This window comes from Myxococcales bacterium, assembly GCA_016717005.1.
In the GTDB taxonomy this organism is placed as follows: Bacteria; Myxococcota_A; Polyangia; order Haliangiales; family Haliangiaceae; genus UBA2376.
In genome coordinates this window covers 146,489-158,412 of sequence record JADJUF010000012.1, presented here as the reverse complement: position 1 = coordinate 158,412, position 11,924 = coordinate 146,489, and the positions used below count along the sequence as shown (strand labels likewise).

The following is an 11,924-nucleotide window of genomic DNA, read 5'->3' as shown; positions in this document are numbered from 1 at the left end:
CACCCCGCCGGGGTCCGGATCTCTCCCGCTGTTGACCGGATCGATCGAGCCTCGTACCGTGATCAGGTGTCCGGGCCCGATGGGATCTCGCGGTCGTGGGTCGACCTGCACCGCCTGCGCGCCAGCTTCGGCGCGGCCCGGACGCGCGCCGACGAGGCGACCCTGCGCGCGCTGGCCCGGACGCTCGGCGCGACCGCCGTGCCCCTGTGCGCGCGCGAGCTGGCCGGCGGCCCCGAGCGCCGGACCTGGGCGATCGAGCTCCTGCGCACGATCGCCCAGGTCGCCGACGAGCGCGTCAAGATCGAGCTGCGCACCCTCGCCGGTCGGGACAGCGCCGACGACGCCAAGTTCGCGGCGCTGGCCCTGCTGGCCGAACTCGGGGACGAGACCACCACCGCGCGGTTCCAGGACCCGCGTCAGATGCACCAGCAGTCGCTCGAACGCTTCGCGCGTCAGCTCGCCACCCCAGCCGAGGTCGCCAGCGCCGCCGACCTCCTGATGTCGCGGCTCGGCACCGAGCAGCTGGTCGAGTTCGTCGAGGCGTTCTCCGAGACCGACCCCGAGCGCGCCCGCGAGCTGGGCGACGAGCTCGCGGCCCGCGTCGATCTCGACGTCGCCGCCCGCGGCGAGCTGTCCCGGGTCACCGCGCCGCTGCGGCTCACCACGCCGCCCCCGGGCCCGCGCCTGCCCGCCCGCGCGCTCGGACGCCCGGCGCTGCTGATCGGCCTGCGCCACCGCGACGGCCGGATCGTGATCGCGGTCGCCCGTCGGGTCACCGGCGAGCCGCGCTGGCGTTCGCTGGCGGTGCTGTGCACCAGCGACGGGGCGCTCGACACGGTCCGCTACGACGACGACACGACGCCGCGCCAGGTCAAGGACGCGATCGTCGCGCCGCTGACCGCCGACGGCTACGCCCGGTTCGCCCTGACCACCGCCGCGGCCCAGCGCGTGATCGCCCAGGCGGCGCGGCGCGCGGTCGCCGCCGGCAAGGCGCTGCCGTCACCGTATTACCTGGGGCGCGACCTGCTCGGCCTCGCCGACAGCCACCTCGGCACGACCACCAGCGCCGACCGCGGCGCCCTGCTCGGCCGGGCGATCGATCTGCTCGCCGGTGGCGCGCCCGCCCGCGCCCGCCCGCTGCTCGAGCACTGCGCGGCGGTCAGCCCCGACGACGCCGACGCCCACGCTCACCTCGGCCTCTGCCGCTTCGCCCTCGGCGACTTCCCGGCCGCGGTCACCGCGTTGACCCGCGCGACCTGGCTCGAGCCGGCCTGGCCCCTGCACCACTGGAACCTCGCGGCCGCCGCCCACCGCGCCGGCGATCTCGCCACCTGCGCCCGCGCGCTCCACGGCTTCCTGGACCACGCCGGCGATCCGCTCGCCCACGCCATCGATCACGCCCACGGCCACCGCGTGGCCCTGGCCCGGCGCTTCCTCGCGGATCACGGCGCGCTCCGGCGCGGCCGCGTCGACGATCAGAGCCTGGCGCCGAGCACGTAGCGCGCGGTCACCCGCGCCGTGCCCGGCCGCGACCGCGCGACCAGCTGCCACGCCCGCGCGCGCTCCTCGACGCAGCCGGCCACCTGGGCCAGCCCCTCGGCGCCCCGGGCCGGGTCCGTGGTCGCGCCGATCACCGCGCCCGCGGCGTCGATCTCGAGCACCAGCGTCAGCGCGCCGCCGACCGCGGGCGTGCCTTGCAGCGTCGCCTCGTAGCAGGCCAGCACCTCTTGCTGGCGCAGCGCCAGCGGGACCTTGAGCGCGTCGCGGTACTGGGCCCCGTCGGCCGGCGCTCGCACCCGCGCGAAGTCGGCCGCGTACTGCGCGACCGCCGCGTGATCGCGCCGGCTCGCAACGTCGGGCAGCGCCGCGAACAACCGGTACAGCTCGGCGGCCGCGCGCTGGTACCGCGCATCGCCCGAGGTCGCGAAGATCGTGTGGGCCTCGACCGCGCGCGCCGCCAGGCCGTCGCCGACCGCCTGGCGATCGTCGGCGCTGCAGCCCGAGCACGCCCCGACCGCCGCCACCGCCGCGCGCCAGGCGCTGGCGAGGTCGTCGATCCGTCCGGCCCGGCGCACGTACTCGGCTTGCAGCAAGCGCACCGACGGCAACAGCTCGGTCGGCGGCGCCGGCAGCGCGGCCAGCGCCGCGTCGAGCGCGCCGCGCGCGAGGTCGGGCCGACCGGCGAACGCCGCCGCGGTCGACAGCTGGTACAGGAGCGCGTGGCGCCGGGCCGCGTCGCTGGTGACCGCCGCCACGGCGTCGACCGCGGTCTCGAGCGGCAGGCCGCTGCGCGCGTGCATGACCACGAAGTCGCGATCGATCGCCGCCTGGGCCGCGGCCACGGTCCAGCCCTGGGCCGCCAGCGTGATCGCCGCCGCGGCGCCGGGCCCGTCGCCGGCCCGGAACCGGACCCACGCGATCACGTAGGCCAGCTCGGGCTGGGCCGCGGTCGGCGTGGCGTCGCCCACGAGGGCCCCGGCGATCGCGTCGTCCCCGTCGCGCAGGCGCGCGAACGCCAGCTGGGTCCGCGCCATCGCGCCGCCCGGTCGATCCGCGAACCGCTGGGCCAGCTCGGTCAGGTACGGCTCGGCCCCGGTCGGGTCGCCGGTGGCGAACGCCAGCGCCGCCCCCATGATCAGCGTGGTCTCGTCGGTCGCCCCCGGCGCCAGGCTGTGCAGCGCCGCGACCGCCGCGCGGGCCTCGGCCAGGAGCGCGTCGCGCCGGGCGGCGTCGGTGCGCGCCGCCTCGAACAGCGCGGTCACGAGCAGCTCGCCGTCGAGCGTGCGCCGCGCGACCGACGCCCGCCGGTCGGCGCGGGTCTTGGCCCAGGACGAGCGCAGCCGCTCCAGCGACGGCGTCCGGGTGCCGTGGACCAGCAGCATCGACGGCGCCGCGATCGCCTCGGGCTCGAACCGCACGCCGGTCAGCGCGACCTCGCCCGCGTCGATCGTCAGGTCCTCCGGCGCCGCGGGGTCGCGCTCGGGCCGCGCGGTCACGGCCGGCGTCGTCGACGCACCACACCCGGCCAGCCCGATCAGGCCAGCGGCGATCGCAACGCGCGCGCGGAGGCATCCCACCGCCCCGTTGATACCACGCCGGCGCGACAACACGCCGCCGATGAGCGCCGACGGTGCCGCCCGGCGCCGCCCGAATCCGGGTAGGATGCCGGCCGTGTCGCGCTGTCTGTTTGTCGTCGTGCTCGGCATCACACTGCTCTCTGGGTGCGCGGTCGTGCGACCGCACGAGCGTCAGAACCTGGCCCGGCGCTCGATGACCGCCGATCGGGATCCGGGCGAGGCCCGGTTCACCCAGCACCAGCACGGCGCGCGCGAGGGGGCTGACGGCGGCACCGGCGAGCCCGGCGGCGGCTGCGGGTGCAACTGATGCGGCGGATCGCGGTGATCGTCGTCGCGGCCCTCGGGCTCGCGGGCGTCGACGCGGCCCGGGCCGACGGCGAGCTGACGATGCGCGGCGTCTACTACAAGGAGCGCGCGACCCGGGTCGAGCAGCCGATGCTCGACGGCCGGTTCGACGTCGGTGACCACGGCACGGTCGACGCGCACCTGCTGGTCGACGCGATCACCTCGGCCTCGGCCTCGGCCAGCGCCTTCGACGAGAAGCGGGTCGAGGGCGGGCTGGGCTACGCCCACGTGTTCGGCCGCTACACCGCCGCCGCGACCGCGCGCTACTCGAGCGAGCCCGACTACAAGTCGGCGTTCGGTACCGTGCGCGGTCAGGCCGAGCTGTTCGACAAGAACGTCACCGTCGGCCTGACCCTCGGCGTCGGCCGCGACGACGTGACCAACGCCGGCGCGGCGACGATGATGCGCGTCGCCGGCACGCTCGACTCGTACCTGATCTCGGCCAGCGCGTCGCAGATCCTGGGCGAGAACACGACCGCCTCGCTGGTCTACGACCTCAGCTACCTCGACGGCTTCCAGCAGAACCCGTACCGCCAGGTCGCCGTCGCCGGGTCGCCGACCCTCGAGCGCCACCCGAGCGCGCGCACGCGCCACGCGGCCGCGGTCGTGCTCAAGCGGTTCGTGCCGGCCACCGCGACCACGGTCGTCGCCAGCTACCGCCTGTACCGCGACGACTGGGGCATCCTCGCGCACACGCCCGAGGTCCGCGTGATCCAGGACGCCGGCGACACCGTCTGGTTCGGCGCCGGCTACCGCTACCACCGCCAGACCGGCGCCGACTTCTGGCAGGGGTCGTACACCGAGGCGCAGCCGTTCCTCAGCGCCGATCCCAAGCTGTCTCAGCTGACCACCCACAACCTCGCCGCGCGGCTCGGCGTGACCGGCGCCACCTTCGGGCTCGAAGATCGATGGGCCGACGTGCGCGCCGAGGTCATGCTCGAGTACTACATCCAGGCCGACCACACCTTTGGCAACGCCACGATCGCCCATGCCGCCCTCACCTTGCCGCTCGAGTACTGACGTGCGCGCCGTCGCCGCCGCGCTGATCGTGCTCGCCGCGGGCGCCTGCTCCGACGACGCCGTCTGCGGCCCGGGCGCCGCGCCCGCCGACGGCATGATCGTCAGCATCGGCACCGAGGCGGTGACCTACGGCGGGTTCACCGCGTCCGCCAACAACGACTGCACGATCGCCGGCAGCGGGGTCATCAGCGTGTCGGTGCACGGCACCCAGGTCGACGGCGGCTCGGCCCTGACGCTGTGCCTGCCGCGCCCCGATCTGCTCGGCCCGAGCTCATCGCAGCTGGCGCCGAGCCGGGTGCCGCCGCTGGCCACCGATCGGGTCCAGGTGATCGACGCCAGCGCGACGTTCGCGGGCGGCTGCACCGCGACGCTCGACCCGACGCTGACGCCGATCGGCGAGGCGACGTTCGCGGGCTACTGCGCCGACGGCGCCGATCCCGCCGGCTACGCGATGACGATCAACGGCCAGCTGCCGCTGCGCGTGACGTGCCCCGCCGGCACCACGGCGATGACCGCCACCATCACCGGCACCGTCGCGGTCGCGGTCCAGTAGCGGCGGCGAGGCCTGGAACGCCGCGCCAGCGCGTCGCGCTACGTTAGCGCCGGACCGGCGACAGCGCGCGGTGGTCGTCGCCGACCTCGACCGCGGTCAGCGCGTCGAGCCGCCGACGCAGCTCGCGCGCGTCGGCGGCCGGCAGCGGCGGCACCGCCCAGCGCCGGACCGTGCCGTCGGCTGAGGCCGACACCACCTGCCCGTCGTCGAGCCACGCGACGCTCCACACCGGCCCGACGTGCCCCGACAGGACCCGGCTGTCGCCGGTCGCCAGGTCCCAGATCCGCACCGTGCGATCGTAGCTGGCGGTCGCGAGCCGGGTGCCGTCGGGCGAGAACGCCTGCGCGAACACGCCGTCGCGGTGGCCGCGCAGCGTCGTGCGGGTGGCGCCGGTCGCGGCGTCCCACAGCCGCAGCGCCCGGCTCTCGACCCCGCCCGCCAGCCAGCGGCCGTCGGGCGACACGACGATGCCGGGGTGCGCGTAGCGCGAGTCGGCCAAGGTGACGAGCGTGCCGCGCCCGGGATCCCACACCCGCATGCCGACGTCGGCGTCGGGGTTGCCGGTGATCGCCACCCGCGGATCGTCGGGGAGGAACCACGCCATCGCCGTCTCGTTGAGGCCGAGCTCGGCGCGGCCCAGCGCCGCGCGCTCGGCGCCCGTCTCGAGATCGAGCACGCGGAAGCCCAGCCGATCGCGCACCAGCACGGTGCGGCCGTCGGACGACGGCCCGGCGGCCGCGCCCGGCGACGCCTGGGCCAGGCGGAAGGTGCCGCGCTCGTCCTGGCGCGTCACCACGCCGGCCTCGTCGACGCCGATCACCGTGCGCCCGTCGCGCGCGACCTTGGCCGAGACGATCTCGGTCGAGAACCGCAGCGTGCGGGTCACGCCGTCGCGCCACAGGATCGCCTCGGTCGGGCTCCGGCGGAACAGCGCCGAGCGCCCGTCCGGAGACAGGAAGTTGAGCATCGTGCCGGAGGTCGGCGTGCTCACCAGCACCTCGGTCGCGCGCGTGGCCAGATCGATGTCGACGACCCGGGCCTCGGCCCCGACCGACAGCACCCGCACCCGATCGCCGCCCATCGCCGCCACCGCGCGCACGTCGTCGAGCGGCCCGACCACGGTCGTGCGGCGATCGTCGAGCCGCCACAGCCGCATCGTGTCGTCGTAGCTGGTGCTGAGCACGGTGCGCCCGTCGCTGGCGATCGCCACCGTCACGACGTCGTCCTTGTGGCCGCGCAGCTCGCGCACGTCGCCGGTGCCGAGGTCCCACACCCGCACGGTGCCCTCGTCGCCGGCGGTGACCAGCCGATCGCCGCGCTCGTCGAACGCCGCCATGAAGACGCCGTCCTTGTGGCCGCGCTTGACGTCGACCGCGCCGGTCGCGAGGTCGACGACGTAGACGTCGTTGCCCTTGCCGACCACCGCGGCCCGCCGGTCGTGGTGATCGATCGTGATCTGGTACAGCTCGGCCGACAGGTCGAGGATCCGCGCCACCGCGCCGGCGGTCAGGTCGACCCGGTACAGCGCCGCGGTGGTCGCGACCAGCGCGACCTTGCCGTCGGCGGTGACCGCCAGGTGGTGCGGGATGCCCGGCACGGTCGCCACCAGCGCCGCCGGCCGATCGCCGCGCCAGACCCGCACGCCACCGTCGGCGCCGTGGCCGACCCGGACCTCGCCGCGGGCGCGATCGATCGCCTCGGTCAGGTGCTCGTTCTTGCGCCCGGCCGGGTACAGCGCGGCGACCACCCCGGTGCGCGGGTCGCGCAGGAGCCAGCTATCGGCGGTGTGGATCAAGACGGCGCCGCTGGGCAGGCCGACCAGGCCCTCGACCGTGCCGGCGATCGCCGCGAGCTCGGTGCGCGCGCCGGTGGCGGCGTCGAGCATCGCCAGGCGACCGCGCGCGTCGGCGACGTACAGCTCGGCCCCGCTGGCGCTCTGGGCCACCGCGGTGATCGGCGCGCCGCCGTCGCCGAGCAGCCGCACCGCGCCGGTGTCGGTGTCGTAGACCCGCACGTAGCCGTCGCTCTGGCCTACCGCGACCCGGCGCCCGTCGGGGGACAGCGCCAGCCCGCGCGGTCGATCGCCCAGCGGCCAGACGTGGCGCGCCACGCCCGCGGCCTCGGCCTCGTCGATCAGCGTCCGCAACGGCGCCGCGGTCGCTGCGCCGATCGGGTAGCGCTTGAGCCAGGCCAGCGCCGTCGTCGGATCGGTGGCCAGCGCTGCCCGGGCCTGGGCCGCGATCAGCTCGTGCTCGCCGGCCTCGGCCGCCGCCCGCGCCACCTCGGCCTCGGCCCGCCGGGCCTCGGCCACGCGCCGCTCGTCGAACACCCGCACGAGCATCGCGATCGCGACCGCGGCGATCGCGGCCCCGGCGATCGCCGCCATCGCCACGTAGCCCCGCCGGCGCACGACCCAGCGGCGCAGCAGCCGCCACGTGCCGTAGCGCTGCGCGGTCACCAGCTGCCCGGTCTGGAACCGCTTGAGATCCGCGGCCAGCTCGCGCGCGGTCGGGTAGCGATCGCGCGCCGACCGCGCCATGGCCTTGGTGACCACCGCCTCGAGATCGGCCGGCACCTCGGGCGCGACCGAGGCCAGCGCCCGCGGCGGCCCGGCGTGGACCTGATCGAGCAGGCTCTTGACCGAGTCGCCCTCGATCGGCGGCCGGCCGGCCAGGAGCTCGTAGAGCATCGCGCCGACGGCGTAGACGTCGGCGGCCGGCCCCACCGCCTCGCCCCGGGCCTGCTCCGGCGACATGTACTGGGGCGTGCCGACCACGCGGCCGGTCACCGTCGGGCAGACGCCGACCGGGCTGCCGGCGACCGCGTCGGCCATCGGCACCGCGTCGACCACCCGCAGATCGCGCGCCAGGCCCCAGTCGATGACGACCGTCTCGCCGAACTCGCCGACCAGCACGTTGGTCGGCTTGAGATCGCGGTGCACCACCTGCTCGCTGTGCGCGTAGCCCACCGCCTCGGCGACCGCGATCAGGTGCGGCAACAGGGCCAGCCGGTCGTGGAGGGTGCCGGCGTCGGTCATGACCTCCTTCAGGGTCCGCCCCGACACCAGCTTCATCACGTAGTACGGATCGCCGCTGGCCCAGCGCCCGGCCTCGTGGACCGGCACGATGCCCGGGTGCTCGAGCCGCGCGGTGATCATCGCCTCGCGCACGAACAGCTGCTGGGCCAGGTCCGAGGTGCGCAGCAGCTCCTTGACCGCGACCAGGCGTCCCAGGCGGCGGTCGCGCGCGCGCATGACCCGGCCGAGGCCGCCGCGGCCGTGCTCCGCCAGGAGCTCGTAGCGATCGTCGACCCGGGCCTCGTCGTCGCCCAGCGCCGGCTCGGCGCCGCTGGTCAGCGGCCCGGTCGTCGCACCCGCGCCCTCGCCGCGCGGGCCCAGGGTCTGGGTCCGGTCGATGGCCTCGTTGGTGACTGCGGGTGGTGACACGGCTGCGACGGGTGCGGGTGGTGACACGGCTGCGGGTCGCCCCGGGACGATCCAGCCCCCCCCGGGCCGGCCGAGCGGTGGCTACACGACCAGGATGCCACAGGCGGTCCCGCGGTTGACCGACCACCTGAAGTGCACAACCGCTGCCGCTGCGCCCCGATTCCGGGACAGATATGCTCCGCGCCATGCGGGCTGCGCTGGTGGTCGCCGCCCTGGTGGCGGAGGTCGGGCCGACCGCCGCGGAGCCCCCGCGGGCGCTGCGCCTCGGCGTCGACGGCGTGGTGCCGTTCGCGGCCTGGGACCAGGTGGCGGGCCTCGGCGCCGGCGGCTCGCTGACCGTCGCGGTCGCCGTGGCCCCGGCCATCGACGTCACCGCGCGGGTCGCGGTGATCGGCCACGCCGCGGTCACCACCGACGGCCTGACCAGCCGGGTGCTCGAGGCGCCGATCGTCGGCGGGGTCCGCTACCAGGTCGCCGAGCTCGGGCGCGCCCATGGCTTCGCGTTCGGCGAGGTCGGGCTGGCCGCGCGCCGGACGACCGTCGCGATCGCGAACGTGCGCGAGCACGACAGCTCGGTCGGGTTCGCGGCGGCGATCGGCGGCGGCGTCGGCTACGGCCGGGTCGACCTGCGGGTCGCGGCCTGGCTCGCGGACCTCGGCGACCTCGACCACGGCGTCGGCGTCACCGCGGCGGTCGACGTCGCGCTGGTCCGCTGGTAGCGCCGCGCGCCGCGCGCCCGGACCGCGGGCTCAGGCCGCGCTCGAGTGGCTGCGCGGCCCGGCGCTGCCCCCGGTCGGCGCGCGGCCCGGCGGCGCGGGCGACGCGCACACCCGCTCGCCGTCGAGCTCACACCGCTCGAGGGGCGTGGCCTGGTCGCCGAGCAGCGCGCACAGCGCCGTCGACGCGAACAGCTGGCCCGGCGCCGCCCGCTGCGCCAGCGCCGTCGCGCGCTCGATCGCGGCGCCCTCGAGGACCCGCCCGGCGGTGATCGGCCCGACGTCGAGCCCGATCGCCAGCGGGATCGCCGCTGCGACCAGCGCATGGGCGCAGGCCAGCGCCCGCGCCGGCCGATCGAACAGCTTGATCGCGAGCAGGCCCGGGCGCGGCCCGAAGCCGACGCCGCCGTGGCGCGCGACCTCGGCCCCGACCAGCGAGCGCGCCCGCGCGCTGACGGCGCCGTCGACGTCGGCGATCGCCATCACCGCCGCCGCCGCGACCGTCGAGTTCTGGTCGGTCGGCAGGTCATCGACGAACTCGCACAGCGCCGCCAGCATCGCGTCGGCGTCGCCGGCCCACGGGACGTGGTCAGCACCGGGCAGCTCGCGCAGGGTCGCGCCGGTGATGCGCTCGGCCAGGCGCCGGGCCGCGGCCGCGCTGCAGACCTGATCGTCGCTCCGACGGATCACCAGCGTCGGGGCCCGGACCGCCGGCAGCACTGCGCTGACGTCGACCGCGGCCGCGCGTGCCAGCAAGGTGGCGGCGTCGCTCGGGTTCGAGGCGCCGCGCAACAGCGCCGCCCACCAGTGGCGGTAGGTGGGGTCGGCCGCGAGGCTCGGAGCCAGCGCGCCGATCCGCACCGCGCCGCCCCAGCCCGCGCGCAGCTCGTCGCCGAGATCGGGCGGGGCCGCGCCGGGGTCGGCGAGGCCGCCGCCGACCACGACCAGCGCGCGGACCCGGCGCGGGCGAGTGGCCGCGTACAAGGCCGCGGCCGCGGCGGCGTCGCCGAGCGCCAGCAGCACCGGGCGATCGGCGCCGGCGGCGTCGAGCACCGTGCGCAGATCGTCGACGTGGGCGTCGAGCGTCGGCGCCACCGACCGGGTCGAGCACCCGGTGCCGCGTCGATCGAACAGGATCACGCGGTGGCGCACGGCCAGCCCGAGGAAGAACCCGGCCACGAGCGGGTGGCGCCAGGTCGCGTCGACGTCGGTCAGCCACTCGCCCATCACGACCACGTCGATCGGCCCGTGGCCGACCTCCTGCCAGGCGACGTCGCCGCCGGGCCGCACCGCCCACCGGGTCCGCGGCGGCGCCGGCGGCAGCACCCAGCGCCACGGCTCGATCGGCCGCTCGGCCGACGGCTCGACCTGCTCGAGCGTGCGCCGCAGGATCTGGGCGACGCCGTTCCAGGCGGTCGTCCACGCCCGGCGCGTGGCCTCGGTCCACGCCGGATCGAACACCGCCAGGGTCGCGAGCAGCGCCTCGCCCATCGGCGCGAAGTGCTCGGGCCGCACGCCCTTGCCGACGTGGCGCCGGCCGAGATCCTCGATCGTCGCCAGCATCCCGGCCGGGTCGTGCAGGTTCTCGACCGCGAGCTTGAGCGCGCCGAGCAGCATCCGCGGCCGCGACGCGGTCGCGTCGGCGAGCACCGGCACGACGCTCGGGTCGGCCGCGAACCAGCGGTGGAAGAACTCCTCGGTCACCGCGATCCCGCGCCGGCTGAGGCGCTCGAACGATCGGCCGACCTCGTCGGCGGCCTCGGCCAGCGCGCCGCCGAGGTACGGGCGGTACAGCGCCCGCAGCATCTCGAGCTCGTCGCGGACGACCTCGGCCGAGGCCGGGCGCTCGGCTGGATCCCGGGCGACCAGGCGATCGATCAGCTCGGTCAGCGGCCGCGGCGCCGACGGCACCTCCTCGGTCAGCCGCGGCAGATCGTGGGCGCGCACCTGCTGCGCCAGCTCGACGCCGACCAGCAGGCTGCGCGGGTGGTAGCCGAGCAGGAGCTCGTACGCGATCAGCCCGAGCGCGTAGAGGTCGACCCACGGCGTCGGCCGCTCGCCGCTCCACAGCTCCGGCGCCAGGTACAGCGGCGTACCGACCAGGCTGCCGATCGACGTGAGCCGGCCCGACGGCGTCGAGGTCGACGCGTCCCAGGTGGTCGCGGTGTGCTCGAGCGGCGCCAGCACGTACGGGTCGGCCTCGCCGAGATCGACGCCCTCACCCAGGCCGGTCGCCGGGTCGAAGATCCGCGCCAGCCCGAAGTCGAGGACCTTGACGTCCCCGCCGGGCGCCAGCATCAGGTTGGCCGGCTTGAGATCGCGGTGCAGCACGCCGGCGTGGTGGGCCGCGGCCAGGCCGCGCGCGACCCCGAGCATGATCGCCAGCACCTGCGGCCAGCCCATCGGCAGCCGCAGGCGATCGATCCGCTCGCCGTCGACGAACTCGTACGCGAGGTACGGATGCCCGTCGACCTCGCCGAGCCGGTAGACCGCGACGATGTTGGGGTGCTGCAGCCGGGCCAGCGCGCGCGCCTCGATCCGGAAGCGCTCGGTCGCGTGAGGATCGCGCGTGCCGGTCGCGACGAACTTCACGGCGACCAGGCGATCGAGGTGACGCTCGCGCGCCAGGAACACCGAGCCCATGCCGCCAGCGCCGAGCGGACGGATGATCATCAGGTCGTCGAACTCAGGCGGCGGGGTCCAGCCCGGGTTGTCCACGCCTCCATGCTGGCCACGGGCCAACTCCGACGCAAGGATCGGTGTTGGCC

At 76.3% G+C, this 11,924-nt stretch carries 8 protein-coding genes; 5 read left to right on the top strand and 3 right to left on the bottom strand.

Annotated elements, in window-relative coordinates:
* Nucleotides 1-66 precede the first annotated feature (66 nt).
* Entirely contained in the window at nt 67-1,500 is a 1,434-nt protein-coding gene (locus IPL61_13830) for a hypothetical protein (GenBank protein MBK9032368.1), read from the top strand.
* Here IPL61_13830 and IPL61_13825 read toward each other — a convergent pair.
* Entirely contained in the window at nt 1,476-3,077 is a 1,602-nt protein-coding gene (locus IPL61_13825; GenBank protein MBK9032367.1) for a hypothetical protein, read from the bottom strand. The two genes, IPL61_13830 and IPL61_13825, sit on opposite strands and share 25 nt — an antisense overlap.
* An 85-nt stretch (nt 3,078-3,162) precedes the next feature.
* Here IPL61_13825 and IPL61_13820 point away from each other — a divergent pair, with 85 nt between their 5' ends.
* The 3 genes from IPL61_13820 to IPL61_13810 are packed head-to-tail and all read left to right on the top strand — an operon-like array spanning nt 3,163 to nt 4,995.
* A complete protein-coding gene (locus tag IPL61_13820) occupies nt 3,163-3,384 on the top strand; it encodes a DUF4266 domain-containing protein (GenBank protein ID MBK9032366.1) in 222 nt (73 codons plus the stop codon).
* Nucleotides 3,384-4,442 (top strand): DUF3570 domain-containing protein, encoded by a 1,059-nt coding sequence (locus IPL61_13815; GenBank protein MBK9032365.1) that lies wholly within the window; start codon nt 3,384-3,386, stop codon nt 4,440-4,442. Before IPL61_13820 ends, IPL61_13815 begins: the two co-directional genes overlap by 1 nt.
* A 1-nt stretch (nt 4,443) precedes the next feature.
* Entirely contained in the window at nt 4,444-4,995 is a 552-nt protein-coding gene (locus IPL61_13810; GenBank protein MBK9032364.1) for a hypothetical protein, read from the top strand.
* Between the two features lie 43 nt (nt 4,996-5,038).
* Here IPL61_13810 and IPL61_13805 read toward each other — a convergent pair whose 3' ends face one another.
* Nucleotides 5,039-8,440, bottom strand: a complete 3,402-nt coding sequence (locus tag IPL61_13805; protein ID MBK9032363.1) for a protein kinase — start codon at nt 8,438-8,440, stop codon at nt 5,039-5,041.
* Between the two features lie 185 nt (nt 8,441-8,625).
* Between IPL61_13805 and IPL61_13800 the strand changes: the two genes are divergently transcribed.
* Entirely contained in the window at nt 8,626-9,159 is a 534-nt protein-coding gene (locus tag IPL61_13800) for a hypothetical protein (protein MBK9032362.1), read from the top strand.
* Nucleotides 9,160-9,189: 30 nt separating this feature from the next.
* On the opposite strand, the gene IPL61_13795 is transcribed toward IPL61_13800, so the two are convergent.
* On the bottom strand, nt 9,190-11,874 hold the full coding sequence (locus tag IPL61_13795; GenBank protein ID MBK9032361.1) for an alpha/beta fold hydrolase: 2,685 nt from the start codon (nt 11,872-11,874) through the stop codon (nt 9,190-9,192).
* Nucleotides 11,875-11,924: the final 50 nt, after the last annotated feature.

Coding starts and splice junctions, on each gene's coding strand:
- IPL61_13820 (MBK9032366.1), top strand. CDS start 3,163: ATGCCGGCCGTGTCGCGCTGTCTGTTTGTCGTCGTGCTCGGCATCACA.
- IPL61_13815 (MBK9032365.1), top strand. CDS start 3,384: ATGCGGCGGATCGCGGTGATCGTCGTCGCGGCCCTCGGGCTCGCGGGC.
- IPL61_13800 (MBK9032362.1), top strand. CDS start 8,626: ATGCGGGCTGCGCTGGTGGTCGCCGCCCTGGTGGCGGAGGTCGGGCCG.